The sequence below is a fragment of the Nocardioides cavernae genome (assembly GCF_016907475.1).
GTDB classification, from domain to species: Bacteria; Actinomycetota; Actinomycetes; order Propionibacteriales; family Nocardioidaceae; genus Nocardioides; species Nocardioides cavernae.
This window is the reverse complement of the sequence record NZ_JAFBCA010000001.1, coordinates 1,543,950-1,561,836: the sequence shown is the minus strand read 5'-3', so window position 1 is coordinate 1,561,836 and position 17,887 is coordinate 1,543,950. Positions and strand designations below refer to the sequence as shown.

Genomic DNA, 17,887 nt, shown 5'->3' with positions numbered 1-17,887 from the left:
GCCCGGGCGCCGCGGAGGAAGGATTCGTCATGACCACCTCGATCGCTCCCCCGACGTACCCGGTGCACGTCGACGCCGACCTCGACCCCGGCCTGAGCCGGGGACTGTGGCTGGTGAAATGGCTGCTCGCCATCCCCCACTACGTGGTGCTCGCCTTCCTGTGGCTGGGCTTCGCGGTGCTGAGCGTGATGGCGTTCTTCGCGATCCTGTTCACGGGCCGCTATCCCCGCGCGATGTTCGACTTCAACGTAGGCGTGATGCGCTGGAGCTGGCGCGTCTCCTACTACTGCTACACGCTCGGCACCGACCGCTACCCGCCGTTCACGCTCGCGGAGGTGCCGGACTACCCCGCGCACCTGTCCGTCGACTACCCCGAGCGGCTCTCGCGCGGACTGGTGCTGGTGAAGTGGTGGCTGCTGGCCATCCCCCACTTCCTGATCATCGCGCTCTTCGTCGGCGGGGTGGCGTACGGCGTGGGCGGCGCCGGCGACAAGACCTGGATCAGCATCAGCCTGCTCGGCGTGCTCGTCCTGGTCGCGGGGGTCGTGCTGCTGTTCACCGGCCGCTACCCCCAGCAGGTCTTCGACCTGGTCCTGGGGATCAACCGCTGGGTGCTGCGCGTCGCCGGCTACGTCTCGCTGATGACCGACCAGTACCCGCCCTTCCGCCTCGACATGGGGGGCCACGAACCACACGCCGCTGTGCTCCCACCGGTCGACCCGGCGGCCGGGACGCCTCCCCCGACACCTCCCCCAACGGCGTCCCCGGCGATGTCCCAGTACGCGCGTCCCGGCGGCCCCGGCACCCCCGGCGGCCGCAGCGGCTGGACGGCCGGCCGGGTCGTCTCCGCGGTGGTCGGCTCCCTGCTCGTGCTGATGGGCCTCGCGTTCGCAGGGGCCGGCGGCACCCTGGCCCTGATCGGCGCGACCGAGCGTGACGACGGCTTCCTGATGACCCCCACGACGGCGCTCGACAGCGACACGTTCGCCATCACGTCCGAGGACGCGAAGGTCGACACGGAGGGAGCACCCTCCTGGGTGCCGTCGATGTGGCTGGGCGAGGTCCGGATCCGCGCCCGGGCCGACACCGGCGAACCGCTCTTCGTCGGCGTCGCCGCGACGTCCGACGTCGAGGGCTACCTCGGCGACGTCTCCCGCGACACCCTGAGCGAGTTCCGGGCCGGCCATGCCGTCCTGGACACCACCGACGGGGGCGCGCCCGCGACCGGTCCCACCGACCAGACCTTCTGGGTGGCGCAGGCGACCGGCACCGACGCCACGCTCACCTGGGACCTCCGGGACGGCGACTGGACCGTCGTGCTGATGCGCGAGGACGGCACCAGCGGCGTCTCGGCCGACGTCTCCACCGGGGCCGAGCTCCCGGTGGTCAACGCCGTGATCGCGGTCCTCTTCGTCCTCGCCGGCCTGACCCTGCTGGCCGGCGCCCTGCTCATCGCCGTACCCGTCCGCAACGCATCGAGGAGAGAATGATGAAGGCAGCCGTCGTCCCCACGCTCGGAGCTCCGCTGGAGATCCGTGACGTCCCGGTCCCGGAACCCGGTCCCGGCCAGGTGCTGGTGAAGATCCAGACCTGCGGGTTGTGCCACACCGACATCCACGCCGCGCGCGGGGAGTGGCCGGTCAAGCCCAAGGACCAGCTCATCCCGGGCCACGAAGGTGTCGGTGTCGTCGAGGCCGTGGGCGAGGGTGACCTCCCGGTCACGATCGGTCAGCGCGTCGCGCTCCCCTGGCTGGGGCACGCCTGCGGCCACTGCCGCTACTGCGTCGCAGGCTGGGAGACCTACTGCACCAGCCCCGCCTACATGGGCTACACGATGGACGGCGGCTACGCCGAGTACGCCGTCGCCTGGGCCAGCCACGTCGTGCCCGTGCCCGACGCGGTGACCTCGCGCGACGCCGCGCCGCTGACCTGCGCCGGCGTGACGACGTACAAGGGGCTGAAGGTCGCTGCGCCGCAGCCGGGCGAGACCGCGATGGTCGTCGGCATCGGCGGCCTCGGGCACCTGGGCCTGCAGTACGCCCGCGTCTTCGGCTCCCGGACGGTCGCGGTCGACGTGCACGACGAGAAGCTGCAGCTGGCCAAGGACCTCGGCGCCGACCACGTGGTCGACGCCCGCGGTGACCAGCAGGCCGAGCTCGAGGCGATCGGCGGCGTCGACGTCGCCCTCGTGACGGTGCCCTCGCCGGCCGCGATGCGCGCCGCCCACGCCGCCCTCAACCCCAACGGCCGCCTGGTGCTCGTCGGCCTCCCGGCCGACGACCGGCTCGAGCTACCGGTCTTCGAGACCGTGCTCAAGGGCATCTCGGTGATCGGCTCGCTCGTCGGCACCCGCAACGACCTCGCCGAGTGCTTCGACCTCCACGCCCGCGGCCTGACGCGGGTCGTGACCGAGAGCCGTCGCCTCGAGGACGTCAACGCCTGCTTCGAGGAGGTGCTCGCCGGCGAGGTGCCTGCCCGCCTGGTGTTCGAGATGTAGCTCCCCGGGTAGGAGTCGAACCTACGTCGCTAGTCCTGATTCAAAGTCAGGCGGGCCCTGCCGGCAGACCAACCGGGGATAGGTGCCCAAGCCTAGGGCCCGCCTCGGGCGGGGCTGCCAATGCCCGGCAGGCCAACCGGGGATAGGTGCCCAAGCCTAGGGCCCGCCTCGGGCGGGGCTGCCAATGCCCGGCAGGCCAACCGGGGATAGGTGCCCAAGCCTAGGGCCCGCCTCGGGCGGGGCTGCCAATGCCCGGCAGGCCAACCGGGGATAGGTGCCCAAGCCTAGGGCCCGCCTCGGGCGGGGCTGCCAATGCCCGGCAGGCCAACCGGGGATATGTGCCGCCAAGCCTAGAGCCGAGTCAGGACGTCATGCCCACCGGTCGCCCCGACGACCGCGCGCCATGACGTCCCGCCCCAGGTGTGAGGCTGAGCGTCATACGGACCCGCACCCATGCGTACGGCATCGCATGACGCAGGCGACCCGACCAGCCGATCTTCACGACACCTCCACACGGATCGGGGCCATCCCTGATGCCGGATGGCCCCGCCCCCGCTAGCGTGGCGGTCGTGACGGGGGAACTCATGGGGCACCCGCCGGTCATCTCGACCGCCGGCCTCACCAAGCACTACGGAACGGTCCACGCGCTGACCGACCTCACGGTCGACGTCGGCGAGGGTGTGACGGGACTCGTCGGCGCCAACGGCGCAGGCAAGTCGACGCTCATCAAGATCCTGCTCGGGCTGCTCGAGCCCACGGGCGGGCACGCACGCGTGCTCGGCCACGACATCGAGCAGGAGAGCCAGGAGATCCGGCGGCTCGTCGGCTACATGCCCGAGCACGACTGCCTGCCACCCGACGTCAGCGCCAGCGACTTCGTCGTCCACATGGCGCGGATGTCGGGCCTGGGGGCATCAGCGGCCCGCGAGCGCGCCGCCGACGTGCTGCGCCACGTCGGCCTCGACGAGGAGCGCTACCGGCCGATGGGCGGCTACTCCACCGGCATGAAGCAGCGCGCCAAGCTCGCCCAGGCGCTGGCCCACGACCCGCGGCTGGTCTTCCTCGACGAGCCGACCAACGGCCTCGACCCCGCCGCCCGCACCGACATGCTGCGGCTCGTGCAGCGCATTGGCAGCGACTTCGGCATCGCCGTCCTCGTCACCTCCCACCTGCTCGGCGAGCTCGAGCAGGTCAGCGACCACGTCATCGTCCTCGACGGCGGCCACCTGCTGCGGAGCAGCGCCACCGGCGACTTCCTGCAGCGGACCGGCAGCCTGCTGGTCGAGGTGGTCGGCACCGAGGCCGAGCGCGACCGGCTCGGCGAGGCGCTCGCCCAGCGCGGGCTCACGTGTCGTCCCCGCGGGGCGATGGTCGCGATCGACCCGCCTCCGCCGGAGCTCGCCGAGGGCGGGGCCGTCCACGACCTGATCCGCGACGTCGCCGCCGACCTCGGCCTGGGCCTGATGCGCCTGCAGCCCGACCGGCGCCACCTCGAGGACGTCTTCCTCGAAGGAGGCACCCGTGTCTGACCTCTCACCCGACGCCGGTCGTCCCGGCGTCATCCACGACCTCGGCTACCGCCACTTCGACGGCGTCCGTGAGGGCACCCCGGCGATCGCCCGCACCCTCTTCGTCACCGGCCTGCGCCACGCCTACGGCCTGGGCCGGTCGGGCAAGTCGAAGGTGATGCCGTTCCTCCTGCTCGCCATGTCGCTCCTGCCGGCCACGATCGTCGTCGGCGTCGTCGTGCTCACCGGCCTCGGCGAGCTCCCGGTGTCCTACGCCGACTACACGAACCAGACCCAGCTGCTCGTGAGCCTCTTCGCCGCCTCGCAGGCGCCGGTGCTGTTCTCCCGCGACCTGCGCCACCGCTCGATCGTGCTCTACCTCGCCCGCCCTCTGGCGGCACCGGTCTTCGCGCTCGTCCGGTGGATGTCCCTGACGCTCGCGATCTTCCTCTTCACCGCCATCCCGACCGTGGTGCTCTTCGCGGGCGCGATGTTGTCGGGGCTCGACAAGAGCGACCAGACGACCTCCGTGCTCAAGGCGATCGCGCTGCAGGTCCTGCTCGCCCTGATGGTCGCCGGCGTCAGCGGGCTCATCTCGTCGGTGTCCCTGCGGCGTGGCTTCGCCGTCGTCGGTTCGGTGATGGCGCTCATCGTCCTCACCGGCATCGTCACCGTGATGCAGAACATCGCCTACTACGAGGGCGACAGCGAGTCGGTGTCGGTCGGCGTCGGCCTGCTCTCACCGTGGTCCCTCTACAACGGCCTCGCCAACGCCTGGGACGCCGGTGTCGACACCCCGGTGCCGGTCGACGGCGCGTGGGTGCCGGCGTACGCCATCGTGGCGGTGCTGCTCGCTGCCGCCTGCCTGCTCGGCCTGGTCGCCCGCTTCCGGAAGGTGGGTTCGCGATGAGCACCCTCGTCCTCGACTCCGCGTCGCGCTGGTTCGGCAACGTCGTCGCGGTCAACGACGTCTCGCTGTCCATCGGCCCCGGCGTGACCGGCCTGCTGGGCCCCAACGGCGCGGGCAAGACCACGCTGATGGCGATGATGTCGGGCTTCCTCGCCCCGTCCGCCGGCCACGTGACGCTCGATGGCCAGCCGGTCTGGCGCAACACCGAGACCTACCGCCAGATCGGCCTCGTGCCCGAGCGCGAGCTGAGCTTCGGCTACCTCACCGGTCGCCAGTTCGTCCGCGCCAACGCCGACCTGCACCGACTGCGCGAAGCAGCCGCCGCCACTGAGCGGATCCTCGAGGTGGTCGACATGGTCGAGCCGGCAGGCCGACGCCTCGACACCTACTCCAAGGGCATGCGGCAGCGCATCAAGATCGCGGCGGCGCTGGTCCACGACCCGACCGTCCTGCTGCTCGACGAGCCGTTCAACGGCGTCGACCCGCGCCAGCGGATGCACCTGATGGACCTCCTGCGGCGGCTCGGTGACGAAGGGCGCACGGTGCTCTTCAGCTCCCACATCCTCGAGGAGGTCGAGCGGCTCGCCCGCCACATCGAGGTCGTCGTCTCCGGCCGGCACGCCGCCTCCGGCGACTTCGGCGCGATCCGCCGCCTGATGACCGACCGGCCGGTGCAGTACGCCGTCCAGTCGAGCGACAACCGCAGCCTCGCCTCCGTGCTGATGGCGCAGGAGTCGGTGCGCGCGGTCAGCCTGCGAGGCGACCAGCTCGACGTCCAGGTCGGTGACCTCGGCAGCTTCGCGGTGGACCTCCCCCGGCTGGCCCGGCAGCACGACGTGACCCTGTTCGAGCTCTCCCCCAGCGACGAGTCGCTGGAGAGCGTCTTCGCCTACCTGGTGGCCCGATGATCAACACGACCATTGCCAAGCTCGCTCTGCAGGCACTGCTGGGCCGACGCCGCTTCTTCCTGCTGCTCGCCTTCCCGGTGCTGCTCATCGGCCTGGTCGCGCTCGTCACGGCGCTCGTCGACGGCGACGCGGCCTACGAGGTGCTGCCCAACCTCGGCTACCCGCTCGTGCTCCCGCTCGTCGCGATCCTCGCGGCGTCCTCGGTCCTCGGCCCCGAGGTCGACGACGGCTCGATCGTCTACCTGCTCTCCAAGCCGGTGAATCGCTACGGCATCGCGATCAGCAAGTGGCTGGTGGCGCTCGGCGCCACCCTGGCCGCCGGGGCCCTGCCGATCCTCGTCGCCGCCCTCATCACCGGCGACAGCACCCGGGCGATGGCGTTGTTCGTCGGTGCCGTCGTCGCGGGGACGGCGTACTCCGCGCTCTTCCTCGCGATCTCCGCGGTCACCCGGCACGCCGTCATCGCGTCGCTGATGTTCGTGCTGATCTGGGAGAGCCTGCTCGGCAACCTGTTCAGCGGCATCGCCTGGCTGAGCATCGGCCAGTGGGGCCTGCGCATCGGCCACGAGATCTCCAGCGCCCTGCCGGACCCCGCCAACCTGGGCTACGCGATCATCGCCAGCCTCGTCGTGACGGTCGTCGGGGCGTGGTTCGCCGGCGACCGGCTGCGCTCGTTCTCCCTCACCGGCGACGAGTAGCGGCGCCCAGCGGGCCGCGCCACACCGCGCGTCGTGGGCCGCGGGAGAAGCGCGGCGCGCCCCACTAGGCTCGCGGTGTGGACCTTCCCGTGATGCCGCCGGTGCAGCCGATGCTCGCCAAGAGCGTGAGCGGCGTCCCCGACCCGGCGAAGCACGGCGGCCTGAGCTTCGAGCCCAAGTGGGACGGCTTCCGCTGCCTGGTCTTCAAGGACGGCGACGAGGTCGAGCTCGCCAGCCGCAACACCAAGCCGCTCACCCGCTACTTCCCCGAGGTCGTCGAGGCCGTACGCCGCCAGCTGCCCGAGCGCATCGTGCTCGACGGAGAGATCTTCGTCGGTCTGCAGGGCCCGGACGGGTGGCGGCTGGAGTTCGAGACCCTCCAGGAGCGGATCCACCCCGCCGCGAGCCGGGTCGACAAGCTCTCGGTCGAGACACCCGCAGGCTTCGTCGCCTTCGACCTGCTGGCGCTCGGCGACGAGTCCTTCATGGACCGCCGGCTCTCCGAGCGCCGCGCCGCGCTGGTCGAGGCGCTCGGCCACCTCGACGGCAGCGGACCGTGCTTCCTCACCCGCACCACCGAGGACCCCGCCGAGGCGGAGCGGTGGTTCGAGGAGTTCGAGGGCGCGGGGCTCGACGGCGTCGTCGCCAAGCCACTCGGGTCGGCGTACGAGCCCAACAAGCGCACCATGCTCAAGATCAAGCACGAGCGCACGGCCGACGTCGTCCTCGCCGGCTACCGCGAGCACAAGACCTCGACCCCCGAGGAGCCACTGATCGGCTCGCTCCTCCTCGGCCTGTACGACGACGACGGCGAGCTGCAGCACATCGGCGTCTCGGCCAGCTTCACCGCCACGCGGCGCGCCGAGCTCTGGCACGAGCTGCAGCCGCTGGTCTGCGACATCGCCGACCACCCGTGGGGCCGGTGGAACGAGTTCCTCACCGCCAACCCCGACCGCGTCCCCGGCACCCAGAGCCGGTGGAGCGCCGGCAAGGACCTCGGGTTCACCGCCCTGCGCCCCGAGCGGGTGCTGGAGGTGAAGTACGACCACATGGAGGGTCGGCGGTTCCGGCACACCGCCCACTTCAAGAGGTGGCGCCCCGACCGCGACCCGGAGGGCTGCGGCTACGGCCAGCTCGACGAGCCGGCGGGCTACGACCTCACTAGAATTCTCAGTACCGACCCCGGAGGCGAGTCATGACCGACCACACCGACATCCCCGACGACTCGATCCACGACGGGCAGGGCACCTACGACGTCGTGCTCCTCGTCGAGCAGGCCCTCACGCCCGCGGACGCGAAGCAGGTGCGCTCGCTGCACTCCGAGATCGAGGACCCCGTCGTCTACCACGTCCTGCTGCCGCTCGAGGACGCCGCGGCCCGCATCGAGGCCTCGCTCGGCACGCTCGGCGCGGGTGACCTGATGGCCGCGCCGGCCCTGGCGATGAACGACGTCGACATCGAGGCGCTGCGCCGCGAGTGCGAGGAGAACTCCTCCTCCGACCTGAAGAAGACGCTCCTCGCGATCCACGACGCGGGCGGGAAGGCGACCGGCAAGGTCACGTCCGAGCCGCCGGTCGACGCGCTCGCCGCGCTCGTCACCTCGGTCGACGCGCGCGAGGCGATCATCCTGACCCGCTCCCACGTGGTGGCGGAGTTCTTCCACGTCGACTGGACCTCCCGCGCCCGCCGCAAGCTCGGCGTACCGGTCCTCCACCTGATCGAGCACGAGAACTTCGACGAGCAGGCCTCCGGCTCAGGCGAGGGCGTCACCGGCGTCTGAGCGCCGGACCCTCCAGGGGGTTGTCAGGTCAGCGGCGCGTGACGCGGCGTACGACGGCGCGGCGGAGGATGGCAGCCGCCTCGCGGCCCCCGACGGTGGGCTCGGGAGCACGTCGGGCCTTCTCGAGGTCGCGGCGCAGCTGCTGGACTGTCGCCCGCTGCGCGTCGCGCGCCTGGCGCCCGGCGAGGGTGGACTCGGCCTTGGTGTGGTCGAAGGTGAGCGCGACGGCGTCCGCGTAGCGCGTGCGGTAGTCCTCGTGGATGTCGTCGAGCCGCGCGAGCGTGTCGACGTCGTGCGGCGTGGTGGTGAGCACGCCGAGCAGCTGCCAGACCTCCTCCGCCATGTCGCGCAGCCAGTCGGGGGTGCGGACGTCGTCCCAGGTGAGCTGCGACTTGCGCATCGACGGCTCGATGAAGTCGTCGACCGGGTGGTGGTCAGTCGCGGCGAGGTCGGCGTTGAACTCGAGAGCGAGCTGCTGCTGCACGGGCGTGAGCGCCGCGCGCCAGTCGGCCAGGAGGTCGGCGTACCTCACGAACGAGCGCTTGGAGCCGCGGCCGGCCTGCTCGGTGAGGAGTGCAGCGTGCACCCAGCCGGCGACGTTGGACGTCTCCTTGGTGAGCCGCAGCTCCTCGGACTGGCTGGACAGGTAGGCGATGTCGCGGGAGCCGACGACCTCGGCGGGGTGGCGCAGCGCGGTGAGCCAGCGCAGGTCGGCGCCCAGCTCGGCGCTGACGACCTCCCACACCTGGGCGAACCAGAACGCGTGCGGATCCTTGACCACGATCTGGTCGGCCACCTGGTCGTACTCGGCCAGCTGGCCGGACAGCCACTCGTGCAGCTCACCGGTCGGGACGCCGGTGCCGACGTGGCGCGCGACGATGTCGACGGCGGCCGGGCGGCTGTCGATGTTGAAGAGCGCGAGCTCCTTGAGGTGGCGCTTGTGGAAGTCGATGACCCACTGCGGCTCGTAGAAGCCGCGCGGGTTGGTCTCCGACGCCTTGACCTCGGGCTGCGGCACGTGGAGGCCGAGCCGCTTCAGGGTGCCGGCGAGGGAGCTCGTGCCGCTACGCCCGGAACCGGACACCAGGACGAGCGGGGTGGAGGACGTCGGCATGCGGGTCACCCTATCGGCCGGTGTTGCTCCCCCTAGGATCGTGGCAACCCGCTCCCGGACAGGACTGAGGACCACGTGGCACTGACCGACAGGCTCGGTGGGAAGGTGCGCTCCGCCATGCGCCGAGCGCGCCGCGACGGGCCGCTCGACGTCGTCTACGTCCTCTTCAACGCCGACGGGATGGGCGGCACCGCCCGCTCCGGGATCGAGCAGGCCAACGCCCTCCTCGGCCTCGGCGAGGGTCACCGCGTCCGCATCCTCAGCGTCACGCGCAGCGGCGACGCGACCCACTACCCGCTGGCCGACGGCCTCGAGGTCACCTACCTCGTCGACGTACGCCCCGAGCGTTCCGTCGCGGTCTCCGGCGACCACCCGGCCGAGCTCGCCGAGCGCGAGTCCACGATCGTGCCGCGCAGCTGGGACGCCCTCTACAACGCCCTCACCGACGCCGCCCTGCGCGAGGCGCTCGGCAGCATCGAGGCCGACGTCCTCGTCACCACCACACCGGAGCTGCTGGCGGTGGTCGCCCAGCTCGCCCCCGCCGACGTCGCGCTGGTGCACCAGGAGCACCGGGCCTCCTCGAGCCGGGTCAACGACCTCGGCGCGCTGCTGCAGTTCGCCCCGCGGGCCGACGTCGTCGTCTCGCTGACGGAGTCGATGTCGCGCTGGCTGGCCGGACGCCTCGGCGGCGCCGCCCCCGAGCTGCAGGTCATCCCCAACCCGCTGCCCTCGCACCCGCAGCCGCGCTCCCTGCTCGACCAGAAGACGTTCGTCACGGCCGGCCGGCTGGCGCCGGAGAAGCAGTTCGAGCACGTCGTCGGCGCCTTCTGGCGCATCCACGAGCAGCTGCCGGGCTGGACGCTCACGATCTGGGGCGACGGGCCCCGCGCCGACAACCTCGCCGCGCAGGTGCGCAAGCTCGGGCTCGAGGACCGCGTCCGCCTCCCCGGCTCGACCGATGACCTCGCCGTCGAGTGGGCGCGCACGAGCGTGGCCGTCCTCGCCTCCCGCGGCGAGGGCTACCCGCTCGTCCTGCAGGAGGCGATGTCGGCGGGCGTGCCCCCGGTGTCGTACGACTGCCCGTCCGGCCCACGCGAGATGATCACCCACGACGTCGACGGGCTCCTCGTGCCGCCGGCGTCCAAGGCGGCCCTCGCCGCCGCGATGCTCCGGATCGCCACCGACGACGACCTGCGCAGCAGCATCGGCGCCGCCGCGCTGGAGCGCTCGCACCGCTGGGACGGCGAGGTGCTGGCCCGGCAGTGGGTCGCGACCTTCCGCACCGCGGTCGCGCGCCGCGCCGACCCGCTCGCCCCGCGCCGGGTGCTGCACGGCCTCCGCCCCGGTCCGCTCGGCGACCTGCCCGAGACCACCGGGGCCGCGGGCGTCACCCCGGCCCAGGCGCGTACGACGTCCCTGCGGGCGCTCACGTCCGCGGCCGCCACGACCGGCGAGGGCTGGTTCGTGGTGCCGGCCCGCGGGCTCGACCCGCACCCCGTGGTGGTCGTCCCGTCGTCACGCCGCAGCGCATTCCTGTCCGCGCTGGCCACCGGGTCGGTGCCCGACTGGCTGTCGGTGCGCGACCCGGCCGAGCGCGGCTGGCCAGAGCGCCGCGGCACCGTCGCGGTGATGACCGAGGAGCTCGCCCGCACCCGCACGGCGACGCTCTTCCTCGAGCCGTGGCCGATGCGCGGCGGGCACGACGGCGTGCTCGGGGAGGGCGTCGAGGTCGGCGTGCAGTTCTGGGAGGAGTCGCCTGACGGCGACCTGCTCGCGCCCGGCCCGAACCGCTACGGCGACCGGGTGCCCGCCGGCACGCCCCGCACCACCATCACGGTCGAGGACGTCGAGGTGCCGACCCTCGAGGTGATGGCGCTGCCGACGATCGACGACTGCCGCTTCGACGTCGACGTCGTCTACACGTGGGTCGACGGCGACGACGAGGCCTGGCTCGCCGCCCGCGACGAACGGATCCGCGAGCTCGGCGGCACCCCGAGCGCCCGCGCCGGTGGCGCCTCGCGCTACCGCAGCCGCGACGAGCTGCGCTACTCGATGCGCAGCATCCACCTCTTCGCGCCGTGGGTGCGACGGATCCACCTGGTCACCGCCGGCCAGGTCCCGTCGTGGCTCGACACCACGCACGACCGGGTGCGGGTCGTCGACCACCGCGAGATCCTGCCGGAGTCGGCGCTGCCGACCTTCAGCTCGCACGCGATCGAGACCCGTCTGCACGCGGTGCCCGACCTCGCCGAGCACTTCGTCTACGTCAACGACGACGTCTTCCTCGGGCGCCCGCGACGTCCCGAGCACTTCTTCCGTCCCGGTGGCCAGTACGCCGCCTTCGTCGCCGACCACCGCGCGATCGGCCTCCCCGGCACCGACGACCGCCCCTACCTGACCGCGGCGCAGAACAACCGCCGCGTGCTCGCCGACGCGTTCGGGGTCGCGCTGACCCACACGATGATGCACAGCCCGCACCCGCAGCGGCGTACGACGCTGGAGGAGATCGCCGCCCGCTTCCCGGCCGAGGTCGAGCGCACCACGCACGCGCCGTTCCGCTCCGAGACCGACCTGTCGATGCTGTCGTCGTTCGCGCAGACCTACGGGCTGATCACCGGCCAGGCCTTCCGCGCCGGCGCCCACCACGGCTACGTCGACCTCGGCCACCAGCAGCTGCCCGTCCAGCTGCGGCAGATGCACCGCCGCGACCGCGACTTCTTCTGCATCGCCGACAACCTCCTCGCCGCCTTCGACGAGGAACGCGCCGACGGCCTGCTCCACGAGTTCCTCGAGCAGTACTTCCCGATCCCCGCCCCCTGGGAGCAGTGACCGCTGGGCGAGGAGGTCGCGCAGCGACCGTCACGGGACCCCACCTGTCGAGCGGTGCGTGAGCCACATTCCCTGGGCCCGGAATGTGGCTGGGGCACCGCTGGCCCGCGTGTCGGCGTACGTCGTGGCGAGCGCTCAGGTGCCTTCGACCCGGTTGCCGTCGGCGTCCCAGTGGGACTCGACCTTCTTCGACGGCTGCACACGGGGCGGCTCGCCGGGCATCTTGGGGTGGTCGGGCGGGAAGTTCAGCTCGACGGGGTGCTCGTCCCAGAGGTCGAGGAGCGGCTGGAGCGAGTGGTGCACGTCGTCGATCGCCGCCCAGGGGTCGCCGTCGGAGGCGAGCCGGTCGGGGACGGTGAACAGGTTGAAGTCGGCGGGCGAGGTGAGGCCGGCGAGCTCGTCCCACGTCACCGGCGTCGACACAGGAGCTCCGGCGATGGGACGCAGGGAGTACGCCGACGCGATCGTCCGGTCGCGGGTGTTCTGGTTGAAGTCGACGAAGATCCGCTCGCCGCGTTCCTCCTTCCACCACGCGGTCGTCACCCCGTCGTCACGCTTCTCCAGCTCGCGGCCGAAGGCGATGGCGGCGTGGCGGACTGCTGCGAAGTCCCACTTCGGCTCGATCCGGACGTAGACGTGGATGCCGCGGTTGCCCGAGGTCTTCGCAAAGCCCGTCATGCCGAGGTCGTCGAGCAGCTCGCGAGCGACCCCGGCGACGCGTACGGCGTCAGCGAACGTCGTGCCCGGCTGCGGGTCGAGGTCGATCCGCAGCTCGTCCGGGTGGTCCACGTCAGCACGGCGCACCGGCCACGGGTGGAAGGTCAGCGTGCCCATGTGGGCGCACCAGACCGGCACGGCGATCTCGGTCGGGCAGATCTCGTCGGCCGTGCGCCCGGAGGGGAAGGTGATGGTCGCGGTCTCGAGGTAGTCGGGCGCCCCCTTGGGCACCCGCTTCTGGTAGAACGCGTCGGCGTTGCGGTCCTGCGGGCCGGTCGCGAGCTTCATCCCGGGACGGACGCCGGACGTCCACCGCTCGAGCGCCGTGGGCCGGTCGCGCAACGCGCGCATCAGGCCGTCCTCGACGCTCGCGAAGTACTCCGCGACCATCAGCTTGGTGACCTCGGCGGTCGAGTCGGTCGCCTCGTAGACGACCCGGTCGGGCGAGGAGACGCGAACCTCCCGATCGCCGGCCTGGACCATCACCGGCTTCGCTGCTGCCATGACCTGACCCTAGCCGGGAGCCGCGCTGGAACGCCTCCGTAAACTGGCCCCATGGCCTACGACGTTCAGAAGACCGACGAGCAGTGGCGTGAGCAGCTCGACCCGGAGGAGTACGCCGTCCTCCGCCAGGCCGGCACGGAGCGCGCGTTCACCGGGGAGTACACCGACACCGAGACCGAGGGCACCTACTCGTGCAAGGCCTGCGGGTCGGAGCTGTTCACCAGCGACACCAAGTTCCACTCCGGCTGCGGCTGGCCGAGCTTCTACCAGCCGATGACCGACACGGTGGAGTACATCGAGGACAACGCCCACGGCATGAAGCGCGTGGAGGTCCGCTGCGCGACGTGCGGCTCGCACCTCGGCCACGTCTTCCCCGACGGCTTCGGCACGCCGACCGGCGACCGCTACTGCATCAACTCGATCAGCATCACGCTCAACGAGAAGAAGTAGTCACTCCACGGGGACCAGCGACGAGCTGATCCGCACCAGCCCGTCGCCGTACGTCGCGTCGGCCCACTCCTGGATCGACCCGTCGTCGAACACGACCTGCGCGTCGAGCGAGTCGGGCGACGTCGAGCCGCTGGTCAGCAGCTGGTCACCGAGCGCGGCCTGAAGCTCCTGGTTGACCTCGTTGAGGTCGGCATCGGTGCGCTCGACGGTGGTCACGCAGAGCATCCCGCCCCACGTCTTGCGCAGCTCGGCCTCGGCGCCCTCGGCATCCTCGGTGACGGCGACGTTGATCGTGTTGCCCGTGAGCCACGCGGAGGCGTACGTCGGCAGCGCGGAGGCCGCGGCGAGCGTGGCGTCCATGTCCTCCGGGGTCGCCTTCGCGGTGTCGGTCGTGGTCGGGTCGTCGCACGCGGCGGCGAGCGGCTCCTCCTCGGGCTGGGCCATGGTGTCGTAGAGGGCCGCGGGGATCGCGTCGGTGACGGTGAAAGTGGAGCCGTCGAAGGTGCCGGTCAGCGCGTAGGAGCCCCACCGCACTCCGGAGGCCTCCTCGGAGCCCACGTCGCCCCAGTCGAAGTCGGCGAGCGCGGGGCCGCCGCACTGGGGCGGGTAGGACTCCGCCACGGCACCCAGGCACAGCTCCGGGCCGTCGCCGTCGTCGATCACCATGACCAGGCCGCTCGTGCGCACCTCACCGTCGGGCACCGGCTGCGGCGCCTCGCCCGACGACGCAGCGGCGGCACCGGAATCGGAGCCGGAGGCGGGGTCGACGGCCCTCATCTCGGCCTCGGTGGAGCAGGCGGTGGCGCCCAGGACGGTCAGCACGGCAGCAGCGGCGAGGATCCTCATGATGCTCCGACGCTACTGCGGTCGGGGCCGTTCCGGGGTCAGCCGTCGCCGCGGCACGCGACCGGCAGGTGCGCCTCGCGCCACGCCTTGAAGCCGCCCACCACGTCGGTGGCGTCGAGGCCGAGGCTGCGCAGCGCGTCGGCGGCCAGGCTGGAGGTGTAGCCCTCCTGGCACAGCACCAGGATGCGGGTGTCGTACGACGCCTCTTCCAGGCGCGCGTCCGAGCGCGGGTCGAACCGCCACTCGAGCACGTTGCGCTCGACCACCAGCGGACCCACCGCGGGGTGCACCTCCCCCTCGGCCGCCCGCTGTGCCGCGGGGCGGATGTCGACGAGCACCGCGCCCCCGAGCGCCTCCCGGTAGGCGGTCTCGACGTCGACCCGCTCCAGCCGGCTGCGCGCGTCGGCGAGCAGGGCGTCGATGCCGTCGTACCGGACGCTCGAGACGGTGCTCACCAGGACTCGCTGCGCTGCTCGACGCTGGTGACCTGCAGCCGTCCGCGGACCAGCTCGTAGCGCGTCATCGCGGCCAGGCCCGGGGCGTAGGAGTGCAAGGAGACGGCGGTCTCGGTGCCGTGGTTGACGACGTCGTGGATGTGGCTGCCGTCGAACTCGCGCACCGACGACGCACCGAGGGTCCCGGCCGTGGCAACTCCGGTCCAGACGTACTCGGTCAGCGACCCCGTGAGGACGACGAAGGCACCGCTCGCCGAGCCGTGGTCGTGCCAGCCGGTGCTCGAGCCGGCGGGCCAGGTGATCAGCCAGATGTCGGCACCGACACCGGTCCCGACGCGGGCCCAGGTGCGCTCCGGGACGGTCAGGTCGACGTGCGCGAGGGGGTCATGGGTGGCGAGGTGCTCGGCCAGCGCGGTGCGGGCAGCCTGTCGTCGGTCGGTCGTGCGGCTCGACGCACGACCCGTCGAGCGGACGGCGGGGGCCTGGGAGGCGGGGAAGGTGGCGGTCATGGGTCCTCCTGAGAACAATGTTGAGTGACTTACTCTACATTGCGAGAGCGACGACTGCAGCCATGTCCAGCACCCGGCGCGCCGCGTCAGGGCAGGCGGTCGAGCAGCTCCTGCGGCGTGACCCGGGCGCCGGTGTAGAACGGCACCTCCTCGCGCACGTGGCGACGAGCGTCCGACGCGCGCAGGTCGCGCATCAGGTCGACGATCCGGTGCAGCTCGTCGGCCTCGAAGGCGAGCATCCACTCGTAGTCGCCGAGCGCGAAGGAGGCGACGGTGTTGGCGCGCACGTCGGCATAGCCGCGAGCCTGTTGGCCGTGCTGGGCGAGCATCCGGCGACGCTCGCCGTCGTCGAGGAGGTACCACTCGTAGGACCGCACGAACGGGTAGACGCACACGTGGGCGCGGGGCTCCTCGTCGGCCAGGAACGCCGGGATGTGCGACTTGTTGAACTCCGCCGGGCGGTGCAGCGCCATCTGCGACCACACCGGGTCGAGGCGGCGGCCGAAGGCCGTGCGCCGGAAGGCGTTGTAGGCGCCCTGCAGCTGCTGGGAGTCGGCGGCGTGCCACCACACCATGACGTCGGCATCGGCACGCAGGCCGCTGACGTCGTAGATGCCGCGCACGACGACGTCCTGCTCGGCCAGCACCTCGAGGAGCGCCTCGACGTCGGTCGCCTCGGCGGCGCGGTCGGCGGCGTCGCCCAGGACGTCGCGGAGCCGGAAGACCGACCACATCGTGTAGCGGATGGTGTCGTTGAGCTCCCGCGTGCGGGCTGCGTTGGACTGCGTCTCGGTGGACTCGCTCATGCCGTCATTCTGCCCGTGTGACCGAGGCCACGGCCTGCCGGGCCGAGCCGATCACCGCCGGGATGCCGACACCGTCGTACGCCGCCCCGCAGACCGCGAGCCCCGGCTGTCCGCTGACGGCGGCGCGGATCCGCGCGACCCGGTCGAGGTGGCCGACGGCGTACTGCGGCAGGGCGCCGCCCCACCGCTGGACGTGGGTGTCGACGGGCCGGGCGGTGATGCCCGCCATGGCAGCGAGGTCGGCGAGGGACACCCGCACCAGCCCCTCGTCACCGGCCTGGAGGGTGGCCTCCTCACGGTGACGTCCGAGCGAGGTGCGGAGCACCACGACGTCACGGTCGAGGTCGCGCACCCACGCCCACTTGGCGAAGGAGAAGGTCGAGGCCTTGATGGTGCGCCGCTCGACGGGCGGCACGAGGAACCCGGACCGGTCGAACAGCGCGTCGGGGACGTCCTGGGCCCGGAAGGCCAGCGTGACGACGGCGACGCTGGCGGCGTCGACCGCGGCGAGCTCCGCCGCGGCGTCCGGGAGCACCTCGCCGAGGAGGCGGGCGGTGGCTGCTGCGGGGGTTGCGAGCACGACCACGTCGGCCTCGATCGTCTCGGCGCTGGTGGTCGGGCCGACGGTCAGCGCCCAGCCCGACGGCGTACGACGCAGCGCGCGGACGGTCGCCGAGGTGCGCACCTCGAAGCCACCGCCGTCGGCGACCAGGCCGGGCATTCGGCCCATCCCGCCGGGCAGGGCGGCGAAGACCGGGGCGACCGAGGCCGGCACGCCTGAGGCCTGCTCGAGCAGGCTGCCGCGGCGGGCCATGGCGAGCAACTGCGGCACGGCCGCGGCCGCCGAGATGTGGTGGGCGTGGCCGGCGTACACGCCTCCGAGCAGCGGCTCGACGAGGCGGTCGACGAGCTCGTCGCCGAGCCGTGCCGCGACCAGGTCGCCGACGGAGACGTCGTCGTCGACGGTGGTGGCGGCCTCGGCGCTCGCGCGCGCCAGGCCCTCGGGGCTGAGCACACCGCTGGCGGCGAGCTGGTCGAGGTCGAAGGGGACGCCCATCAGCGAGCGCGGCATCGCGCGCAGGGACCCGCGCGACCACACCGCCGACGTCGCGGGCGTCGGGTGGACCACCTCGGCGCCGAGCTCGGCGGCGAGCGACAGGCCCTCGGGTCGACGGGCGAGCATCGCCTCGGCGCCGACGTCGACGGTCAGTCCGGCGACCTCCGCGCTGCGGAGCTTGCCGCCGACCTGGGGCGAACCCTCGAGCAGCAGGACGTCGCAGCCGGTGGCGGCGATGCCCCGGGCCGCGACCAGACCGGCGATCCCGCCACCCACGACCACCGCGTCACGCCTCACGC

Annotated in this window: 17 protein-coding genes and 1 tRNA gene; 10 read left to right on the top strand and 8 right to left on the bottom strand. The window is 72.3% G+C overall.

The genetic code is table 11. The features are described 5' to 3' along the window. Window positions 1-29 precede the first annotated feature (29 nt). Entirely contained in the window at window positions 30-1,490 is a 1,461-nt protein-coding gene (locus tag JOD65_RS23665) for a DUF4389 domain-containing protein (protein ID WP_191193069.1), read from the top strand. Next, entirely contained in the window at window positions 1,490-2,497 is a 1,008-nt protein-coding gene (locus JOD65_RS07235) for a zinc-dependent alcohol dehydrogenase (protein WP_191193070.1), read from the top strand. The genes JOD65_RS23665 and JOD65_RS07235 overlap by 1 nt, the downstream gene beginning before the upstream one ends. On the opposite strand, the gene JOD65_RS07230 is transcribed toward JOD65_RS07235, so the two are convergent. Then, window positions 2,498-2,576, bottom strand: a tRNA-Gln gene (locus JOD65_RS07230). A 490-nt stretch (window positions 2,577-3,066) separates the two neighbouring features. On the opposite strand from JOD65_RS07230, the gene JOD65_RS07225 reads away from it, so the two are divergent. The 6 genes from JOD65_RS07225 to JOD65_RS07200 all read left to right on the top strand — a co-directional run bounded on the left by JOD65_RS07225 (window position 3,067) and on the right by JOD65_RS07200 (window position 8,301). Further along, entirely contained in the window at window positions 3,067-4,026 is a 960-nt protein-coding gene (locus JOD65_RS07225; protein ID WP_307820999.1) for an ABC transporter ATP-binding protein, read from the top strand. Continuing rightward, entirely contained in the window at window positions 4,019-4,915 is an 897-nt protein-coding gene (locus JOD65_RS07220) for an ABC transporter permease (protein ID WP_191193071.1), read from the top strand. The genes JOD65_RS07225 and JOD65_RS07220 overlap by 8 nt, the downstream gene beginning before the upstream one ends. Next, complete coding sequence (locus tag JOD65_RS07215; protein ID WP_191193072.1) at window positions 4,912-5,823, top strand: ABC transporter ATP-binding protein; 912 nt, start codon at window positions 4,912-4,914, stop codon at window positions 5,821-5,823. Before JOD65_RS07220 ends, JOD65_RS07215 begins: the two co-directional genes overlap by 4 nt. Continuing rightward, complete coding sequence (locus JOD65_RS07210) at window positions 5,820-6,521, top strand: ABC transporter permease (protein WP_191193073.1); 702 nt, start codon at window positions 5,820-5,822, stop codon at window positions 6,519-6,521. The genes JOD65_RS07215 and JOD65_RS07210 overlap by 4 nt, the downstream gene beginning before the upstream one ends. Before the next feature lie 77 nt (window positions 6,522-6,598). Then, entirely contained in the window at window positions 6,599-7,720 is a 1,122-nt protein-coding gene (locus JOD65_RS07205) for an ATP-dependent DNA ligase (protein ID WP_191193074.1), read from the top strand. Then, window positions 7,717-8,301 carry a hypothetical protein gene (locus JOD65_RS07200; RefSeq protein ID WP_191193075.1) on the top strand — a complete coding sequence of 195 codons (585 nt, stop codon included), beginning with the start codon at window positions 7,717-7,719 and terminating at the stop codon, window positions 8,299-8,301. Before JOD65_RS07205 ends, JOD65_RS07200 begins: the two co-directional genes overlap by 4 nt. Window positions 8,302-8,329: 28 nt before the next feature. Here JOD65_RS07200 and JOD65_RS07195 read toward each other — a convergent pair whose 3' ends face one another. Then, window positions 8,330-9,415 (bottom strand): sulfotransferase family protein, encoded by a 1,086-nt coding sequence (locus JOD65_RS07195; protein ID WP_191193076.1) that lies wholly within the window; start codon window positions 9,413-9,415, stop codon window positions 8,330-8,332. Window positions 9,416-9,532: 117 nt separating this feature from the next. Between JOD65_RS07195 and JOD65_RS07190 the strand changes: the two genes are divergently transcribed. Continuing rightward, a complete protein-coding gene (locus tag JOD65_RS07190) occupies window positions 9,533-12,244 on the top strand; it encodes a stealth family protein (protein ID WP_191193077.1) in 2,712 nt (903 codons plus the stop codon). A gap of 135 nt (window positions 12,245-12,379) precedes the next feature. On the opposite strand, the gene JOD65_RS07185 is transcribed toward JOD65_RS07190, so the two are convergent. Next, complete coding sequence (locus tag JOD65_RS07185; RefSeq protein ID WP_191193078.1) at window positions 12,380-13,465, bottom strand: DNA polymerase domain-containing protein; 1,086 nt, start codon at window positions 13,463-13,465, stop codon at window positions 12,380-12,382. A gap of 51 nt (window positions 13,466-13,516) precedes the next feature. On the opposite strand from JOD65_RS07185, the gene msrB reads away from it, so the two are divergent. Then, window positions 13,517-13,915, top strand: a complete 399-nt coding sequence (gene msrB, locus JOD65_RS07180) for a peptide-methionine (R)-S-oxide reductase MsrB (RefSeq protein WP_191193079.1) — start codon at window positions 13,517-13,519, stop codon at window positions 13,913-13,915. On the opposite strand, the gene JOD65_RS07175 is transcribed toward msrB, so the two are convergent. The 5 genes from JOD65_RS07175 to JOD65_RS07155 form a co-directional block, all read right to left on the bottom strand. Further along, on the bottom strand, window positions 13,916-14,761 hold the full coding sequence (locus JOD65_RS07175; protein WP_191193080.1) for a hypothetical protein: 846 nt from the start codon (window positions 14,759-14,761) through the stop codon (window positions 13,916-13,918). Between the two features lie 38 nt (window positions 14,762-14,799). Further along, a complete protein-coding gene (locus tag JOD65_RS07170) occupies window positions 14,800-15,216 on the bottom strand; it encodes a rhodanese-like domain-containing protein (RefSeq protein ID WP_204811004.1) in 417 nt (138 codons plus the stop codon). Beyond that, on the bottom strand, window positions 15,213-15,725 hold the full coding sequence (locus tag JOD65_RS07165; RefSeq protein ID WP_191193081.1) for a cysteine dioxygenase: 513 nt from the start codon (window positions 15,723-15,725) through the stop codon (window positions 15,213-15,215). Before JOD65_RS07165 ends, JOD65_RS07170 begins: the two co-directional genes overlap by 4 nt. 86 nt (window positions 15,726-15,811) lie before the next feature. Beyond that, window positions 15,812-16,531 carry a hydrogen peroxide-dependent heme synthase gene (hemQ, locus tag JOD65_RS07160; RefSeq protein ID WP_191193082.1) on the bottom strand — a complete coding sequence of 240 codons (720 nt, stop codon included), beginning with the start codon at window positions 16,529-16,531 and terminating at the stop codon, window positions 15,812-15,814. Between the two features lie 4 nt (window positions 16,532-16,535). Further along, a complete protein-coding gene (locus tag JOD65_RS07155; RefSeq protein WP_307820998.1) occupies window positions 16,536-17,885 on the bottom strand; it encodes a protoporphyrinogen/coproporphyrinogen oxidase in 1,350 nt (449 codons plus the stop codon). Window positions 17,886-17,887 lie beyond the last annotated feature (2 nt).